Annotated in this window: 16 protein-coding genes; 15 read left to right on the forward strand and 1 reads right to left on the reverse strand. The window is 47.2% G+C overall.

Annotation, left to right across the window (positions count from 1 at the left end):
* Positions 1-10: 10 nt before the first annotated feature.
* The 15 genes from wecC (at position 11) to tdh (ending at position 18112) form a co-directional block, all read left to right on the forward strand.
* On the forward strand, positions 11-1261 hold the full coding sequence (gene wecC, locus RJP21_RS12395; RefSeq protein ID WP_310859562.1) for a UDP-N-acetyl-D-mannosamine dehydrogenase: 1251 nt from the start codon (positions 11-13) through the stop codon (positions 1259-1261).
* A 253-nt stretch (positions 1262-1514) separates the two neighbouring features.
* On the forward strand, positions 1515-3329 hold the full coding sequence (locus RJP21_RS12400; protein ID WP_310859563.1) for an alginate lyase family protein: 1815 nt from the start codon (positions 1515-1517) through the stop codon (positions 3327-3329).
* Entirely contained in the window at positions 3326-4672 is a 1347-nt protein-coding gene (locus RJP21_RS12405) for a hypothetical protein (RefSeq protein WP_310859564.1), read from the forward strand. The genes RJP21_RS12400 and RJP21_RS12405 overlap by 4 nt, the downstream gene beginning before the upstream one ends.
* Positions 4669-5793, forward strand: a complete 1125-nt coding sequence (locus RJP21_RS12410; protein WP_310859565.1) for a glycosyltransferase family 4 protein — start codon at positions 4669-4671, stop codon at positions 5791-5793. Before RJP21_RS12405 ends, RJP21_RS12410 begins: the two co-directional genes overlap by 4 nt.
* Positions 5777-7264: a lipopolysaccharide biosynthesis protein gene (locus RJP21_RS12415; protein ID WP_310859566.1), complete on the forward strand. Its 1488-nt coding sequence runs from the start codon at positions 5777-5779 to the stop codon at positions 7262-7264. The genes RJP21_RS12410 and RJP21_RS12415 overlap by 17 nt, the downstream gene beginning before the upstream one ends.
* On the forward strand, positions 7261-8382 hold the full coding sequence (locus RJP21_RS12420) for a GNAT family N-acetyltransferase (RefSeq protein WP_310859567.1): 1122 nt from the start codon (positions 7261-7263) through the stop codon (positions 8380-8382). The genes RJP21_RS12415 and RJP21_RS12420 overlap by 4 nt, the downstream gene beginning before the upstream one ends.
* 55 nt (positions 8383-8437) lie before the next feature.
* Positions 8438-9649, forward strand: coding sequence for a hypothetical protein (locus tag RJP21_RS12425; RefSeq protein ID WP_310859568.1), 1212 nt, complete (start codon positions 8438-8440; stop codon positions 9647-9649).
* Between the two features lie 16 nt (positions 9650-9665).
* Positions 9666-10958, forward strand: coding sequence for a hypothetical protein (locus tag RJP21_RS12430; RefSeq protein ID WP_310859569.1), 1293 nt, complete (start codon positions 9666-9668; stop codon positions 10956-10958).
* Positions 10959-10970: 12 nt separating this feature from the next.
* Positions 10971-11810 carry a glycosyltransferase family 2 protein gene (locus tag RJP21_RS12435; protein WP_310859570.1) on the forward strand — a complete coding sequence of 280 codons (840 nt, stop codon included), beginning with the start codon at positions 10971-10973 and terminating at the stop codon, positions 11808-11810.
* A gap of 7 nt (positions 11811-11817) precedes the next feature.
* Positions 11818-12267, forward strand: coding sequence for a PssD/Cps14F family polysaccharide biosynthesis glycosyltransferase (gene pssD, locus RJP21_RS12440; protein ID WP_310859571.1), 450 nt, complete (start codon positions 11818-11820; stop codon positions 12265-12267).
* On the forward strand, positions 12264-12767 hold the full coding sequence (locus RJP21_RS12445) for a glycosyltransferase (protein ID WP_310859572.1): 504 nt from the start codon (positions 12264-12266) through the stop codon (positions 12765-12767). Before pssD ends, RJP21_RS12445 begins: the two co-directional genes overlap by 4 nt.
* 24 nt (positions 12768-12791) lie before the next feature.
* Entirely contained in the window at positions 12792-13943 is a 1152-nt protein-coding gene (locus tag RJP21_RS12450; protein ID WP_310859573.1) for a glycosyltransferase, read from the forward strand.
* A 189-nt stretch (positions 13944-14132) separates the two neighbouring features.
* On the forward strand, positions 14133-15704 hold the full coding sequence (locus RJP21_RS12455) for a right-handed parallel beta-helix repeat-containing protein (protein ID WP_310859574.1): 1572 nt from the start codon (positions 14133-14135) through the stop codon (positions 15702-15704).
* A 104-nt stretch (positions 15705-15808) separates the two neighbouring features.
* Positions 15809-16993: an acyltransferase family protein gene (locus tag RJP21_RS12460; protein ID WP_310859575.1), complete on the forward strand. Its 1185-nt coding sequence runs from the start codon at positions 15809-15811 to the stop codon at positions 16991-16993.
* A gap of 18 nt (positions 16994-17011) precedes the next feature.
* Positions 17012-18112, forward strand: a complete 1101-nt coding sequence (gene tdh, locus RJP21_RS12465; RefSeq protein ID WP_310859576.1) for an L-threonine 3-dehydrogenase — start codon at positions 17012-17014, stop codon at positions 18110-18112.
* A 75-nt stretch (positions 18113-18187) separates the two neighbouring features.
* On the opposite strand, the gene RJP21_RS12470 is transcribed toward tdh, so the two are convergent.
* A complete protein-coding gene (locus RJP21_RS12470) occupies positions 18188-19192 on the reverse strand; it encodes an ABC transporter ATP-binding protein (protein ID WP_310859886.1) in 1005 nt (334 codons plus the stop codon).
* Positions 19193-19235: the final 43 nt, after the last annotated feature.

A 19235-nucleotide genomic window follows, 5' to 3' on the forward strand; every position in this document is an offset into this window, starting at 1 on the left:
TGGATAAACCTTGAACGGAACAGTTCACAAAGTTTGCGTCGTAGGCCTCGGTTACATCGGGCTTCCTACAGCCAGTCTGCTGGCTATTAAAGGATTTCAAGTTCATGGAGTTGACACCAATCTAAACGTCGTGAAGTTGATCAATGACGGCGGGGTTCATATCTTTGAACCCGATCTCGACATCATGGTCAAAGCCGCCGTGCAAAGCGGAAAACTCCGTGCCTCAATGGAACCGGAAGAAGCCGATGTTTTTATTCTGGCCGTGCCTACGCCTTTTACGGAACATCACAAACCGGATTTAACTTATGTGCGGCAAGCAACGCAGACGATCATCCCTCTGCTTAAACCGGGCAATATTGTCATTCTCGAATCTACCAGCCCGGTTGGAACCACCGAGAAAATCGCGGACTGGATCTTGGAAGCAAGAAATGACTTAAGCTTGTCCGATGCGCCGCAGTCGGTGTGCAATCGAATTTTTATCGCGCATTGCCCCGAAAGAGTCATGCCTGGACAAATCCTGCGCGAACTGGTAGAAAACGATCGGGTCATCGGCGGCATCGATCATGCATCAACCCAGCGTACAACGGAATTCTATAAATCCTTCATTAACGGAAAGGTTCTCGAGACGAATGCAAGAACAGCTGAAATGACGAAGCTGACGGAGAACTCGTTCCGGGATGTAAACATAGCATTTGCCAATGAGCTGTCCGTCATTTGCGACCATTTGCAGATTAATGTATGGGAACTGATCAGGCTGGCTAACCATCATCCCCGCGTCAGCATTTTGCAGCCGGGCCCTGGAGTGGGGGGGCATTGCATAGCGGTGGATCCATGGTTTTTAATCGACGCCGCGCCCGAACAATCGAAATTGATACAAACTGCAAGAGCCGTAAACAACTTTAAACCCGGCTACATCGTCGACCGTGTCATTGAAAAGGCTGAACGTTTTAAAGAACCGGTCATTGCATGTCTGGGGTTGTCGTTTAAGGCTGACATTGAGGATTTGCGGGAAAGTCCTGCCGTTGATATCGTCAAGCATCTTTCTGCCCGTCAAATCGGAAAACTTAATATCGTTGAACCTTATGTGAATCAACTGCCGGAATTTCTGCAGCTGGAGCACACGGTATTGATGGGAAAGGAAGAAGCCATCCGGGAGTCCGATATCGTGTTATTGCTGGTCAATCATCATGCGTTTTCAGACATCGACCGGAACCTCCTAAAGGAAAAGATTCTTATTGACACCCGCGGCTTCTTTAATTAATTTGACAAAACATGATGGAGAGTGAAGGATGCCGACGGCTTCGTTTTTGGCTAAAGTAAAAAAACTCCGAGACATGCCGGCAGATGCTGCATTAAAAAAGATTTGGCGAAAAGGGTTCGACCGGCTGTATTTTTTCTTTAGAAAATATCGGTTGCTTGCTTTTCCGACAAAGGCTGTTTCGATTCATTTGGAAGGTTTTCATACTCGGAGCCGATATCTCTTCAATCCCCAACAACAAGCGGACTACGTTGAAATGATGCGGACATTAAACTGCGAGCAGGACATCATTGAGGAGGCGGAGCTTATTTGTTCGCACTACTTTGATTTGTTAGGGTCGGGTTTAACCTATCTGGGAGAGCGCCTCCCATGGAATGCAGACTTCAAAACAAATTACCGTTGGGAGAACCGATTTTATAAAGAGATCCCCATCATCGATTTAAGCAATGCTGCAGACGTGAAGGTTCCTTGGGAACTTTCCCGTTTCCAGCATTTTTTTACGTTGGGGAAAGCATATTGGCTTACGGGGAATGAAAAATACGCATTGGAATTTAAGGCGCAGGTCGAAGATTGGATCATACAGAATCCGGTCGAAATGTCCGTAAACTGGACTTGTGCGATGGACGTGGCCATCCGGGCCGTGAACTGGATCGCCGCATACCATTTTTTTTCGGAAAGCCCGTCTCTTCACGAAGCTTTTTGGAGAAGGTTTAACCAGACGCTGTTTATGCACGGAAAATATATCATCAGAAATTTGGAGAACCGCGGCGACCATACGGGGAATCATTACTTGTCGAACCTCGTGGGCCTTATCAGTTTAGGTTTATTTTTCAGGGATGCTTCAAAGGGTCTGCACGCATGGGGCAAAGATGCCGAGGTTTGGCTGACCTACGGAACCCGGGAAATCGAGCGGGAAATGTTCGTTCAGGTGCATGGGGACGGGAGCAACTATGAGGCTTCGACGTCCTATCATCGGCTGGTTACGGAATGCTTTTTGGTGGTGACCATATTATGCCTGCGCAATGATCTATTGTTCTCCGATCGCTATATGCACCGGTTGGAGAAAATGTGCGAATGTATTATGCACACCATGAAACCCGATGGCCGGACCCCGCTCATCGGGGATGCCGATGACGGGCGTTTGCTTATCGCATCCCGATATGGAAAATGGATTAAAAACGATTTTCGGCACATCTTGTCCGTTGCGGGAGAATTATTTGACAGGGACGATTTCCGGGTAATCGGGCGTGACTTTTCCGAAGAAGCGTTTTGGATGACGGGAAAACCACCGAAGCAAGCTTTGCCGGAGTCCATCCCGTTAACATCGTGCTCCTATCCGGACGGCGGATATTTCATTCTCCGCAACGAAGAGGCCTATTGTTTGGTGCGGTGCGGAGAATTGTCGTTCCATGGCCAAGGAACCCATAGCCATAATGATCAGCTGAGCTTCGAACTCCAAATCAATCAGGAAGATATTTTTATCGATCCGGGTTGTTACGTCTATACTGCGGATTACCGGATGCGCAATTATTTTCGCGGCACGCAATCACATAATACGATTCAAATTAACGGCAAGGAGCAAAATGATTTTGAGGAGCTTCATCTTTTTGAAATGAGGGAGGAAACCTTCAGCCAATGCGTTGCTTTCCAAGAAAACTATTTTAAAGGAATGCACCATGGGTATGCGAACAAATGCGGTTTGGTCCACTGCCGGGAGTTGACGCTAAGGCCCGGCGAATTCGAGATTCGGGATCGTTTGGAGCCGGCCCAATCTTCCGCGCCGCAAGCAGCGGACGTAAATTTTTGTTCAACATACATTCTGCCGCCGGCTATGAACATTCTGGAGCGGACTGACAAGTGCATCATCTATAACGAAAACATATCCGTGGAGCTGGTCTGGGACGAATTCAGCCAAGCCCAAATCGATGAATGCTGGGTTTCGGAAAGTTACGGCGTTCGCGTTCCGAGCAAGGCCATTCGGATATTTTCTTCACAATTCCAAATGAAGACATGGATACGCTGGCATGTTGTTTGGAAAAACTTAAAACGTTGTGGAGTTGAAAGAATATGAGTTTAACGAAAGAGATTGCCAAGGAGATTTTGTCATATTTGCCCTACCGCTATGTGAACTTGGACAAAGAATTCTACGTTTGGCTTGAAAAATTCGAACAAATGAAAGAAATGACGCAGGAACAAATTGCCGAAGAGCAGTTCAAGTCCTTTTCCGCGGTCGTAAAGATGGCTTATGACGAAAGCCCGTTCTACCGGGAGCTGTACGACAAATACGGATTCCATCCAAGGCAATTGAACGATATGTCCGATATCCGGCGAATCCCGGTGATTCAAAAAGCGATGGTCAAGGAATGCGGTCGCGACATTATCCCGCACAGGCATCGATCAAAGAGGGTCTTCCTTAGTTCAACCAGCGGAAGCACGGGAGCTTCGCTAACGTTATATTCCAATCGGAAGGTTGAGCAGCGGGAATGGGCCGCCGTCTGTTTCTTTTGGTCTCAAGTCGGTTATAGGCCAGGGGATGGCAGGATTGAATTCAGAGGTTTTTTCCCGGGCAACGAAGAGTACAAAGTGGATCGGTATCAGCGGGTTCTTCGGATCAATGTCTCAAAGCTAACCCATCAGAACATCGAAAAAATGATAGAGCTGATCGAGCAAACCGGATACCGGTATTTTCACGGTTATCCGTCATCGCTCAGCCTGCTTTCCAAGCTTGTGCTTGAAAAAAACCTTGCGCATCGGCTTCAACCTAGGGCGCTTCTGATCGCTTCGGAAACGCTTCATGAGTATCAGATGCATTCGATGAAGAAAGCCTTTCCGGATGCCGAACTGTATTCTTTTTACGGCCAATCGGAAAAAACCGTTATCGCAGGCTGGACAAACTCCGCCACGTCATACAGTTTCAACCCGTTATATGGGTATGTGGAATTCAAGCCGGGAACCAATGCGATTATCGGGACTTCGTTTATTAACGACGTGATGCCGTTGATCAGATATGAACTTATGGATATCGCTTCAACTCCGGTCATTTCCAATCCGGATGCGCATTATTTGTTCCCGACGATTCATTCGATTGAGGGAAGGGTGGGAGAAATCATGTATAAACCGAATGGCGACATGGTTTCTTCCTCGCTGGTTGCCATTGCCCTTCGCGGAACAAAATCGGTTACGGCCTGCAAACTCATACAGCATCAATATGATGATATTGAAATTTTGCTGGAAACTTTTCAGCCTATGGAATGGATTATCGAGGAGTTTAGGCCGGTCATTCAAAAGCTGTATTCTATATTCACGGCAAACATGAAATTCAGAATGAGAGTCGTAGACCATATTCCGCGCGAAGCGTCCGGGAAATTCAAGAGCATAGAGGTTATGGTAAAACGGGATGGGATTCAAATATGAAGATTGTGATCATCGGTCCGGCGCCTCCTCCGAACGGAGGAATCTCCATTCACATCAAACGGATCATGCACGGCTTGAAGACCCGTGGAATGGATTACACGTTATACAATGAGAGCCCAACCTCAATCCAGGATAAGCACATCGTTTCGCTCAAAAGCTACAAAAAGTTTTTTCTCAAATTTTCTTTTATTCGCGGAGATGTGTTTCATTTTCATTCGATAAACAAACATCTTAGAATGCTGCTCGGGGTTTATGCGTTATTAGGAAAAAAAATTATATTGACGGTTCATGGCGAAAGTTTAATCCAGCAACTCCAAAGCGCAGGCCCATGGACAAGATTTTTATTGATCCAAAGTCTCCGCCGAATCGATGGCATCATTTGCGTCAATGCCGCCCATACAAACGAACTGGTCAAATGGGGTTTCCATGAAGAGAAAATCCAGACGATACCTTCATATCTCGAACCCGTGGAAAGCCCGGAGGATGCGGCAAGGATTCCGGAATACGTTTATCAATGGATGGAATCCGCTCCGTTTCTGATCAGTGCCAACGGGTCCGTCCGTTTATTGGACGGCAAGGATTTGTATGGAATAGATCAACTCATTGAACTAATGCGTCGGTTGAAGGACTCCGGATTTGATGCATGCCTGCTGTTCACCGTTTTGGGGGCATCGGCTCTAAATGAAGGGGAGCGCCGTTATTATAATGAATTAAAACAGAAGATCGTACGGAATGGCTTGGAAAGCCGGTTTTGGTTCTATGAAGCCGAAGATACCGAATTTTATCCGATTCTTCAAAAAAGCAAGCTGTTTATCCGTCCAACCCTTCAGGATGGGTATGGCGTATCTATTGCCGAAGCTCTTCATTACGGGGTTCCGTCTATAGCAAGTGATGTTTGCGTGCGTCCCGAAGGAACCCTCGGTTACCGTGCCGGAGACGTCAGCGATCTCCTGGATAAAGTAAAGGAGATCGTGCAGAACTACGATCAAGTGAAGCAGCGAATACAGCGGTCTAGGCCGACCGGTTACTTTGACGAACTGCTAGCTGCATATGAAAGGATATCCGGATCGAGAACATTTGTTGGCAAAGGTAAAGTGATCTCCGATGAATATTATAAATAAAAAAATGTTCTCTGGCGGCATCGTCTATTTATTTTCATCGATACTGACGCAGGGCATGAACTTGATATTGATTCCCATGTATACCAGGAACTTAAGCCAGGAGCAGTATGGACATTATGATTTAATCATCACGATTCAGCAGCTGCTGGCGATTATCATCACTCTCGGAGTTTACTCGGGAATGATTCGGTTTTATAACGAATTCGAGAACAAAATCGAGCTTAAAAACACGGCCATGACCTTTTCGATATTGTGGGGCGTTTTTTGCGCGGGTGCCGCCTTCTTGCTGACTCCGGCTCTATATCCGCTGCTCTTTCCGCATGTCCAGGGAGGTTTTTGGATCATTCCTCTATTGGTCATGAGTTCGGTTCTGGTCTGCTTGAACATGATCTATTCGAGCTATTTCGCCATGGGTTTCAAGGCTTTGAAATCAGGCCTGATTCAAGTCTCCACGATGTTTTTAATGATGCTCTTCGCTTTTTATTATTTTATCCATTTGAAGCTCGGCATCACGGGGATTCTTATGGCGCAGCTGTCCGGCAATCTTGCCGTGTTCCTGTTCTTATTTGCATTTGATCTGAGAACATACAGGCCCGTCCTGGTCATTCACAAGCTCCGAAAAATGTTACGCTACGGCACCGGATTGCTCATGGGAGATATTTCGGGATGGGTACTGACGCTAAGCGACCGTTTTCTCATTAAAGGGTATATGAATCTGTCGTCGGTGGCCGTGTATTCCATCGGATATAAAATCGGGATGCTGATCAATCCGGTGTTCGTGAACCCGTTTACGTCCGTCTTTACCCCTTTCAAATACAAGGTATACCAAGAGGAGGAGGGGAGCAGGCAAATTGAACGGATGTTCCGCATCTATAATTTTCTGGGGTGGTTCTGCGTTTTGGGATTATCGCTGTTCGCCCATCTGGCCGTTCGTTTGGTTGCAACGGATCAGTACAGCCAAGCCGACTTGCTTGTGCCGCTTATTTCGCTGTCCTATTTTTTATCCGGGGCCATCTCGTTTTATTCATTAGGACTTCACATCGCCAATAAAATGAAAACCAATTCGTTGATCATCATTTTAGCCTCCGTCATTAACATCGTCGCCAATGTGATTTTGATTCCGTGGTTAGGCATCTACGGCTCGGCGCTTGCCACGGTCATCTCTTATGCGGTTGCCAATCTCGTGTTCTACCATTACGGCTCCAAATATTACCCGCTTGGCCTCGGGTGGCTGTACCCATACAAGTACCTTGTCATCTTTACCCCGTTATACGGGGTTTATTTTGTTTGCAAAGGTTTGTTTCATAACATGTTCTTTGAGATCTTGCTGAATGGAGCGTTATGCCTGTTTTTTATTTTGCTCAGCTTGAAATTCAAGTTTATTGCCAAAGAGGAACTGATCGGCGTGTTTACCCGACTCCGTCTCAAAAAGTTGGAAAAAACGCAGGTAAAAGGGGTAGCAGACATATGAGTTGCAAAATCGTTACCGATCTTGAAGGTTTTAAAAACCTCGAGGAGGACTGGAGAAAGCTTGAATGCAGAATGGCGGGTTTGAGCTACTACAGTACCTTTCGGTTCAATTATTTTTGGTGGGAAACCTATGCAGTCCATCATAACCATAAGCTGTTCATCATTTGCTCGTATCGGGATAATCAGCTGACGGGGATCGCCCCGTTGATGATCCGGACATCCAAAAGAAAATGGCTGAACTGCCAAACCCTGTGCTTTATCGGAAAGGGCGATTATTTTAACTTTATCGTCGATTCCAGCCGGCACTCCCCTTTATCGATCATTAAAGAGATGTTTGGAGTCATCGAGGATCATGCCGATCAGTGGACAAAAGTGGAGCTTTCGCATATCGCCATGGACACGGAGTTAATGCACTTTCTGTTAAGGCATGACCGCTACAATCATCATGTTTCTTATTTAACGTCCTGTCCAAGAATCGATTTAAGTTTGTATACTTGCCTTTCGCATTTCGAGAGAGCGGCGATGAGCTCCAGGATCAAACGCAAGCTTGAAAAGCTGAAGAAAGAGCATCATTACCGTTTTAAAGTGACGGCAGGCATGGAAAAAGGCGATTTATACGACCTCTTCTCCGGCATTCACCGGTTGGAAAAGCAATATTTGCAGGAACAAAAGGGGAGGACGGACAGAAAAAGCATTTTTGATGATAAAAACAACGAGGCTTTTTTCAGAACGCTGTTCCATAATAATCCCCATGTCGTAGCCATGTATATGGAAACGGATAACCATGAAATTATTGCCTATCAATTATGTTATTTTTTTAACAATACCTTCTATGGCTGGAACACCGGATATTCGCCTGAATTTGTAAAGTTTGGCGTTTTCGATGTCCTCATGCTCGAAACGATGAATTATTTGTTTGAGCATCATCCGACATCGTTATTCGATTTAGGAGCGGGCAGCTATTCCTGGAAATACCGTTGGACGAGCGATTTTATGGTGAACTATTCCTTTAAAATGTGGAATTCGGCCATCAAGAAGACACGAATCTTCAAGCTGGCCGAAAAAGCGAGGCGGTTTGTACAGATTTTTCAGAAAAAAAGCCATTCGTTCACATCCTAAGCGAATGTTTCATCTATACCAATTCCTTAAAGCGTAGAAAGGTTAAAGAAAAACGATGGATATTAAAATATGCAAGTGGTTGAATGACGCGGATTCCCCCGTCATGTTTATGATCGATGATTTGGCTAACACTTGGGTCGACATGAATCGGAACGGACAGGTGGAGCCGGGCGAGGACTGGGGATATTTCAAAGATCACGAACATTCTTCCTTCCGTTATTTGGAGCGGCAGCTATTGTCGCCCTTTCCGGACGTGAAGGTGACGTTTTTCGTACCGGTCGGCGTCCGGTCCGGCATCATTAAGCAGCCTTTGTTTAAGCAAATATCCAAACCGATCAACGCGGATGAGGAAAGCAGACGGTTTTTCAGTTATATTCATTCCCATCCCCGATTTGAACTGGCGTACCATGGCACGACGCATGGCCAAGCGGGAGAGAAGGCAGAGGATTTCATCCAAGAATGGGATTCCTTTTCGAATGTGGAGGACGCGGTGCAAAGGACTGAACAAGGCATTGAAACTTTCAAGGATGCCGTGGGCGTTAGGCCTCAAGGCGGCAAGTACTGCGGTTATGTCAGCAACCGTTATTCGGATGACAGCATCGACGCAACCGGTTTTTTATGGTGGTGCAGATATTGGAATCGGGGGGTATTGGAAAGGAACAGCGGGGACATCAGCGGCCGGGATTTCGATAAGCGCTCTAACTTCGACGTTAAAAGATTCGGAAAAAACGGGGTCGTCGACATTCCTTCCACGGTCAACGGCGAAATGTTGAACAGTTTGTATTTCCCGGGCAAAACGGTTAAAGGGCTCGTGAAACGAATGCTTAAAAAACCGCTGCTCCGGATGAAACTTCTGGAAATCGATTATTTGCTCAAACATAAATTGGTCATCAGCATTCAGGAGCATATCGCCCCGGCAAGGGATGACGGCAAAAGGCAGAATCCCAATATTTTTGACGACCGGCAGAGCTTGACGCATATTTTTCGTTATTTGCAGAAAAAAAAGGTCTGGTATTGTACGGGGACCGAGCTTGCGGTTTATGTCAATACGCGGGATAAGGTGAACGTCGTCGTTCAGGAAGGCCGGAATTTTAGGTTGGAATATGATCCTTGCGCGCATCATCAGATGATCACATTGAGATTTAAACAAAAACGCGGAAGTGTTTTGCTGCCGGATCAAACGAGCGTAACTATTACGAATGGAATCGCGAATTTGAAAGTGATGGACGGAAACTACACGGTCATCGAATCTGCAAGGAAAACGTGAGCGAGGGGATGTGCGGATGGGGAAGATGAGGCAAACGCTTGGACAACGGTCTTCCAAACTTACCGGGATGATCGTATTGGCATGGATATCCGTCTATTTTTTTACGGAAAACATTCGCAGCATCGGTGTAAATGAACAGTTCGGCTATTACAATGTGTTATTTATGGTCATTGGCGGCATATTGCTTATTCTCTTCATGAAAAAGCAAAATGTAAACTTTGCTATTGCATATGTTGTTCTGGCCTTTTCGGTCATATGGTGTTCATACAGCTTCCTGTTTTTGCATTATTCCTTCATGCGGTTATTGCAGACCGCCATCAGTCTTTGCTTGCCGCTGTTTTTCGTTGGCGTGAAGTTGAAGCAGGATGTCATTATGCCGGCATTTCGCATTTTTCTCATCCTGTTTAACTGGCTAATTGTTCTGTTGCTTATTGTAGGCGCAGCCGATTTTTTATCCGGCGGGTCTATTCAACTATATATGGCCGGGACGCTTTACAACGGGCTCGAAATGGGGCAGCTGATCCGATTGGAGCACTCGTTCGGCGTATACCGCTTTTATTCTTTTATGGGGCACCCGTTGACCAACGCCCAATATTTCCTGACGTTTTTTATCCTCAATCACGTATACGCGCGCCGGAATCATTTTCTTATCAACAAGTACCTGATTACATGCATGACGCTATTGGGGCTGTTGTTAAGCAGCAGCAAGACGGCGCTGGTTTTAGGCGTATTTCTTGTTCTTTTTTGCAGCAGCGTGAAGAAAAACAGGATCTTGTATTACATGGGGATGTTCATCATTCTCATCGGCATCCTGAATACCCCGTTGTTCCAAAACAATCTGATGCAGCGTTACATCAGCGGCCTGGAAAGCGGAGACATCACGAGTGGAAGAAACGGGCTGCTGGAGGTATGGATGAACAGCCGCGTGGAGAGTCCGGGCATGATATTCGGCGGGGGGATCGGCCATTCCAGAGAAGTCGCGGAAAGTCTGAACGGAAATATATTTAATTTCGAATATCCTCTGATTATGCTTGCTTACGATTATGGAATCTTGGGGACAGTTATTATTTATTTGGTGATTTTGCTTTATCCGGCTTATTTACTGATCAAAGATAGAAGTTACTATGAATTCGTTCTATTTCTTGTCATTACCGCCATGGTGAATTCCAATAACGGACTCGCGAATTTGGGAAGCGATGCGGTTGCCCAGCTGTGCTTGCTCTTTTTTATCATCAGAAATACTGCGCTTAGGGAGAGGGAGCAACCGGTCCCGGCAAAAGCGGCAAACGAAAACTACCTATTGGCTTAGGAGGCGTATTTCTTGTATTCGAATGATATCGAGGTCAGCGTGATCATCCCGTATTATAATAGCGAAATGACAATCGAGCGCGCATTAATGTCGGTTTATCGCCAAACGTTCCGGCAGCCTATAGAAATCATATTGATCAATGACGGATCAACCGACCGCAGCCCATCGATCGTGGAATCGTTCATCCGGCAGCACCCGGAGATGAAGATCAAGCATTTGGAGCAGGTGAACTCGGGACCTTCGCGCGCAAGAAACAAAGGGCTGGATACAGCGGAAGGAAAGTACGCCGCATTTTTGGATTCCGATGATACTTGGAGCCCGGAAAAGCTGGAGGTTCAGACGGAATTTATGAACAAACATCCTGAAGTGGCCATATCGGGAACCAATTACTTCATCAACTCGGATGAAACGACAAAATACGGCCGGGAAGAGAATTGGATTCAAGCCGATTTCAAAAGGATGTTATTTAAGGTGTTCTTTTGCATGTCGACGGTCATGGTAAAGCGCAGCGTGATGGAGGAAAACCGTTTCCGTTTTCTGGAGGGCAAACACTACGGCGAGGATCTGTTATTTTTTCTGCAAATCGTAAGACGGTATCCGGGAGCCCGACTCTCGAAGCCTTTGGCCAAACAATACAAGTTTTTGTACGGTCAAGGAGGACTCACCCAAAATCTGCGGAAGCTGTTGGTTCACGATTTGGATAACGTTCGGATTTTATACCGGCAAAACGGGGGCAATCCTGTCAAAATCGGGTTCTTATTACATAAATGGCTGTTTGTCTACAGCTTTCTAAAGCATGTCGTGCGGCTGTATAAAAGCCGTAAGTACAGAAAACCCGTCAAGGGGGTATGAACGCAATATGAAAATAGGATTGGTCGGTTCAAGCGGAGGGCACTTGACTCATTTACTGTTGCTGGAAGAATGGTGGAAAGAAGAGGAACGGTTTTGGGTTACGTTTCAAAAAGAAGATTCGGAATCGGCGCTTGAAAACGAGAAGGTTTATTGGTGTTTTCATCCTACGAACCGAAACATTTACAATTTAATCCGAAACACGATACTCGCTTGGAAGCTGCTGAGAAAAGAAAAACCGGATGTTTTGATTTCGTCGGGTGCCGCGGTCGCAGTGCCTTTTTTTTATCTTGGGAAATTGTTGGGGATCAAGCTGGTATACCTTGAAGTCTATGACAGAATCACGACACCCACTTTAACGGGCAAACTGGTTTATCCTATTGCGGATGCATTTTTGGTTCAATGGGAGGAGCAAAAAAAATTTTACTCCAAAGGTCATTATATGGGGGGATTGTTTTGATTTTCGTCACCGTTGGCACCCATGAGCAGCAGTTCAACAGGCTGTTGTCCGAGGTGGACCGTCTGAAGCAGGAAGGCTTGATTCGAACGAACGTCGTCATGCAAAGCGGCTATTCCGATTATGTGCCCGCAGCCTGCGAGCATTATCGGATGATGGCTCCAAAACAAATGGAACAGCATATGAAGGCTGCTGACATCGTCATCACCCACGGAGGGCCCGGAAGCATTTTCGGAGCGCTCAAGGAATTCAAAATTCCCATTGTCGTTCCCCGCAGAGTTGATTTCAAGGAACATGTGGATATGCACCAGGTTGAATTTACGAAGCATCTACACCTCAAAGGCCAAATTCTCCCCGTTTACGAGATTCATGAACTGGAAAATAACATTTTGCAGTATGAGGATCGTGTCCGGGAGCTGAAAAGCGGTTTTCAGGGGAGAGAGAACCGGAAGGCTTTTGTGCAAGAACTGAAAAGCATCGTGAATCGGCTGCTGGAAGTTTGACAAAGAACCGGGAGGACGGACCCTGTGAAAAAAGTTGTTTTTGCCGATTTTGTGGAATATAACGATCCAAACAGCAAATTGGGCAACTATCATTATTGCAATTCGTTTATTCGGGATGGATACGAAGCCCTTTGGGTGTCCAATTCCTACAACGGTTTGATTTATTTGAAAAATAAACAGGATTATATGTTCAAAAAAAGCATTTCGACGGCCCAAAGGCATGAGCTCGCTCCAGGAATATACGGGTTTTCCGCGTTTGCGTCCCGGTTGTACGGGAACTATCTGTTTTCGAGAAATCCGCATATTGCGTTGCATCAGGAGCGTTATATCAGACCGGACGTTCGCGAAACCCTGCGGCAGCTTCAATTTGACAAGGCGGATATATTATGGATTTCGAACCCCAAGCTGTACTGGCTTACGAATGTCGTGGATTACGGAAAGCTTGTTTACAGAGTTGCGGACGATTACTCCAAATTCAAAGAATTTCCGAATATCGAAGTCGTGGAAAATCACTTGCTGTCGAAAGCGGATCTGATCCTCGCAACCTCACGGAAGCTGCTCGATAAAGTTACGCAAAAAGGATACAGGGCATTTTTGGTGAATAATGGCGTAGAGTATGAACACTTCGCTCCGGAAACGACGCCCGAACCTGCCGAATACGCTGCCAGCCGGCGGATGAGAGTCATTTATGTCGGCGCGATTAAATATTGGTTTGACGTGGATGCGATCGAAACGTTGGCCAAAGAAACGGATGCGGATATTTACCTCGTCGGAAAGGTGGAAACGGATTTAAGCAAACTTAAGCCCCTGGAAAATGTTCATATTCTCGGCGGGAGACCTTATGCATCCATACCAGGGTATTTAAAACACGCGGATGTGGCGGTGATTCCGTTCAAAAAAATGGAAGCGACGGATGCGGTAAGTCCGATCAAACTGTATGAGTATTGTTCCGCGGGAACGGCCGTCGTGACGACGGATATGGAAGAGGTAAAGCGCATGAACGCTCCCGTTTACATCGCCAAAGACCAAGAGGATTTTGTTCGGGGGGTAAAGGCTTATTTACGCGACGGTTATGACAGAACGCCTCTCACCGATTTCGGCAAAAATAACTCTTGGGGCAAACGGTACCAGTCGATTCAGCAGCTTTTGGCCGAAAAGGCGCTTGTGCACAAGTAATTTGACCGGACGGAACGTCCCCGTCTTTCCCCTTGTCATTGAACCGACTGGGAGTCCGATATTTTTCAAGTTTGAATCCTCATTTTTGACGGCTTATAGGATAAATGACCGAACACTAATCAAAGGATTGAATATCTTGAATATGATATTGGACATCCCAAAGGGTGATGTGACAAGGAGGTTGCAAACATGAAACGGCTTGTTGATCGTTTAACGAATGTATTGAAAGATACGATCAGGCGATTCGGATCACAACAGCAGGCGCACACAAGGGGGACGGGGGGAACAGGTCCCATCACTACGTCCTTATTGGCCGACAAAGCGGTCACGAATCCCAAAATTGCCGATAATGCGGTAAATACCCGAACATTAGCCAGCTTATCCGTTACAAACGATAAAATCGCCGATCAGTCCATTCTTCTCAGCAAATTAAACGTGCCCTGGCTGAGTGTAGCCGGCAATAACAACTTCAAGGATGCATTAAATAAAGTCACGTCAGCCGGAGGCGGAGTTTTGGTATTGCCGAAGGGCAATTACAGCATCAGCGACAATGTGACCGTAAGCGAAAACGTCACCCTCCACTTCATGAACGGGGCGGTGCTCGTGATCGATTCGGGAAAGACGCTGACGATTAATGGGAGCATTGAAGCCGGACTGTACCAAATCTTTGACGGGGCGGGCGCCGTGAACGGCAATATGAAGGTCGGCCAGGTATATGCCCAATGGTTCGGAGCCAAAGCGGATGGGGTGAATGACGATACCAACGCCGTTGAAAAAGCGCTTCAGTTTCTGGATCGAAGAAAAGGAGGCTTGTTGTTCCTTCCTGCCGGAACGTATCTATTGAGGAATCTTTACCTTAGATCTTTGGTGACGGTGCAGGGGACCGGCAACGGTACGATATTAAAGCTGAAGAACGGCACAAACGGAAATCTGGTCAGCCTGAAAGATAATTCCGTGATGCAGTTTCGGATCAGCAACCTGTTGATCGACGGAAACAAAAGCAATAACGTTTCTGGAAGCGGTATATATATAAACAAAACATCCTATGTTTATTCCGATGTAGTGAAGCAAGGGAACTACAGCGACATGAATTCCAGCATTGAGGACGTTTTCATTTTCGAATGCGCCGATCACGGGATATATATTGACCGAACGGACACCAGCGATAATTTCATCAATATCCGGGGCATTTATTGCAATAATGTCCAGGTGATCAGCTGCGGTAAAACAGGAATCAAGCTGAATCAAAACACGGATGGACGGTTTTGCAATATCATCAGCACGGGAAACGGTTACAGCGGTTTTGAAATCCAGGGATGCGCCAACAATTATTATTTGAACTGCAAAACCTTTTACAACGGGTTTAACTCTCCGTCGAACAACTACGGAGGTTTTGTCATTACCGACAGCGGCCGGAGCTCCTTTGTGGGATGCGAAGCGCAGGAGGAATACAAATACGGTTTTTATGTAAGCGGCGGCAACATGCTTGTCTTTTCGGCTTGCTGCGGCGACTCGAACGGGCAGCAGAATTCAACCTACTCGGGATTTTATTTCAAAAATAATCAGCTGTCCAATCTGATCGGATGTACAGGCACTTCGTTTCATACGCCCAGCTGGCAGTACACCGGGTTCACTTTTGAAGACTGCAGCGCCATAACGGCCATTCTTTCCGTCAATAATCAGCTGAGCAAATCCAACTATATTTTGAAGGGAACAAATACGAAGATGAAATTAACGGTCAACGGCGAAGTTGTTCTTTAACAAATTCAATAGAAAATTGAATAACTATTGGAACTTCGGTCAAATCTTCCAGGATAAGAACGAAGTTTTTTTGTTGTGAGATTCTATGAAAACGGGGGCTTAAAATGAATGCCGTCAATTTGGAAACAAGCACGAAAAAAGGCGACCTGCCTGCTCTGACGGGTGTACGTGCGCTCGCTGCTTTATGGGTGGTGCTTTTTCATTTCTCGGATCTGATCGTTTCGCTGGTCCCCGGACTAAAATGGCTCATGCCGTTTTTCGAAAAGGGATGGCTCGGAGTCAATGTGTTTTTCGTCTTAAGCGGTTTTATTATTACGTATAACTACCAAGCTTATTTCTCCAAGTTTGACATTCACAAATACAAAAGGTTTCTCGGCTTGCGTTTGGCCAGAATATATCCCGTGTATATATTTTCCTTGCTGTTAATGGTTTTGATGTTCGCCGCGGCATCGGTTTTGCACGTGGAGCTCAACAAGCAGGGCGATTACTCGCTTGCAGGTTTTATCGCATACATATTCATGGTTCAGGGATGGGCGGACTCGGGATGGTATCCATGGAACGGGCCGGCATGGTCCGTCAGCGCGGAATGGTTTGCATACATAGGGTTTCCAGTGGTCTTGCTTTTGGTCAATAAAATGAAAACCAACACGCAAGCGATTGCGGCTATGGGTGTCGTTTTTATGATCGGATTCGGTCTGTCGGAAACACGGGTTTTGCAAGTTTTGACGACTTATGATTTCGAAAATATTGTAAATGTAATCACTTGTTTTACCGCAGGTTCTTTGGCCTATGTAATATTTCAGAAAAACGGGTGGAGAAGGGGGAAGTGGAATGGCATCTGCCTGCTTCTTTTGGTGTTTTTTGTGGGGACGGCCGTGTTCTTTTCGTCGTTAACCTCTTTTTCAACGGTATTTATTCCCTTTTTGATTCTTGGTCTGGCTTATGGAAGAAATATCATCAGCAAATGTCTTGCTTCTCCGGTCATCGTATACCTCGGAAAAATTTCCTATTCCGTATACCTGTTGCATATGATCGTAAAATTCTTTGTCCTGGGCACCGTAATGAAATATTTTTCGCATGGTTCATTGCCGGTCCGAATGCTGCTTTTATTCTTAACCTTTGCTTTAGTGATTGCTTCCGCATCTATTACCTATCATGTTGTAGAGGAACCACTGCGCAAGAAAATGCGCGATTTGCTTCATCGCAAGACAGACAAAAAAATGCATGATGTTACTGTGAGTTCTTCAGTGCCTTCCCAATATGTTGATCTGTGTGATAAAAAAAGTTGAATATAAGGAGTTATATCCATGCCAAAAACAATGACCGGCCTCGTGAAAGAGCGCAGCGCTCCAGGGGCCGTATACAAAAACATTCCCGTTCCCGCCATCGGTCCGGACGAGGTGCTCGTGAAGATCAAGGCGAGCTCGATTTGCGGCACGGATGTACATATTTACAATTGGGATGCGTGGGCGCAAAAGTCGGTTGTAACCGGAAACGTATTCGGCCATGAATTTGCCGGCATCGTCGTCGAAACAGGCCGGCAAGTAAAAGATGTGAGGATCGGAGACCATGTATCCGCCGAAGGCCATATGGTTTGCGGGACATGCAAGGCATGCCGCACAGGCCGCGCGCATGTGTGCCGCCACACCCGCAGCTTCGGCATTACCGCGCCGGGATGTTTTGCGGAGTATGCGGTCGTCAAAGCGGACAGCATCATTCATAATGATCCGGAGATGCCCTTTGAGCTGGCTTGTTTGCAGGACCCTTTGGGCAATGCGGTACACGCGGTGCTCGCCGGCGAAATCGTCGGGAAATCGGTGCTGGTCGTCGGGGCGGGATTGATCGGGCTCATGGCCATTTCCGTCGCAAAAGCCTGCGGGGCCGGACGGATCATAGCGGCCGACGTTCATCCTTACCGCCTGCAAAAAGCGCGGGAGATGGGGGCGGACGTCGTCGTCGACAGCGCCGGTTCCGATTTGGCCGAAATGGTGAACAAAGCAACGGGCGGGGAAGGCGCGGAGGTCGTACTGGAGATGTCGGGGCATCCGCAGGGCATTCGGGACGGATTCGAGGCGGCGGCCCGTGCGGCACGCGTGTCGATGCTCGGCATTCCCAGCAGCGAAGTGGCGATGGATTGGGGGCAAGTCATTTTTAAGGGGCTCCGCGTCGAAGGGATTACCGGACGGCGCATGCACGAAACGTGGTACCAGATGAAGGGACTTTTGCAAAGCGGCAAGCTCGGGTTGGAAAAGCTGGTGACCCATACCTGCTCGCTTGACCGATATGAGGAAGCATTTACGCTGATGAACAGCGGTTTTTGCGGAAAAATCGTCTTTTTGAACGAACGGGACAACCACTTTGAGGTGGTGGAGCATGCGGGCCCGCCGGTGCTTCTTCATACCCTATGACGCAGCAATAAAGACAGGGGCAGCCGTCACGGAAGGCCCGATGCTTCCGCCGTCCTGCCTCCTGTCTCTGCAACACTAATATACCCGGTGAATGATCTCCTCGAAATCGGGTTCCTCCATATGAATATCCGCAATTTCGCCCCAGCCGCCGACCGTCCGCAAAATGTCCATGGCTTTGACCTGCTGCCGGTTTGCTTCGATCAGCACTTCGTTGCCGCTTGCTTCGACGATCCGATACGAACCTTCCGTATCCAGGTTCAGCTGTATCGGCAGCCCGGAACTATCAGAGGCAGGCAGCCGGTAGGACCCGCGGAACACGATGCGGATGACCGTCGGAAGCCCGATTTTTTCCCGCAGATGTTCGATGGTTCCTTCGTAGCTGAGCTCCCCGTGATTGATGACCATCACCCGTTCGCAGAGCTGTTCGATGTCGTCCATATCGTGGGTGGTCAGCAAAATCGTTTTGCCGAACTCGCTGTTCAGCGTTTTTAAAAATCCGCGGATGCTGCGTTTGGCCGTGACGTCCAGGCCGATGGTCGGCTCATCCAGAAAAAGCACGTCGGGATCATGCAGCATGGAGGCGGCGATATCGGCGCGCATGCGCTGTCCGAGCGACAGCTTGCGGACCGGCGTTTCCCAAAATTCACGCAGATCGAGCAGTTCCCCCAACTCGTCCAGCCGCTTTTCTTTTTCGGATGCGGACACTTTGTACATATGGGCCAAAATGTCGTACGAGTCTTTGACGGGCAGATCCCACCACAGCTGGCTGCGCTGCCCGAACACGACGCCAAGCTTTTTGGCGACCTGCCGCCTGTGCTTATGGGGATCGACTCCATTGATTTTGACCTCACCCGAAGAAGGATGGAGGATGCCTGTCAGCATTTTGATCGTCGTCGATTTGCCGGCTCCGTTCGGGCCGATGTACCCGACGAAATCTCCTTTTTCGATCGTAAAGTTGATATCCTTCACCGCCTCCTTGAGACGGTATTCCTTCGTAAACAACGTGCGGAATCCGGCGAAACGGCCTTCTTTGACGACCGGCGTCCGGAACTGCTTGTGCAGGCCGCATGCTTCTATCATGGCTCCCATGACCAGCTCTCCTTTTCTTTTAGAGGTCGTTCCA

Origin of the sequence: Paenibacillus sp. VCA1 (genome assembly GCF_031583795.1) — a bacterium.
GTDB classification, from domain to species: domain Bacteria; phylum Bacillota; class Bacilli; order Paenibacillales; family Paenibacillaceae; genus Paenibacillus_AQ; species Paenibacillus_AQ albilobatus.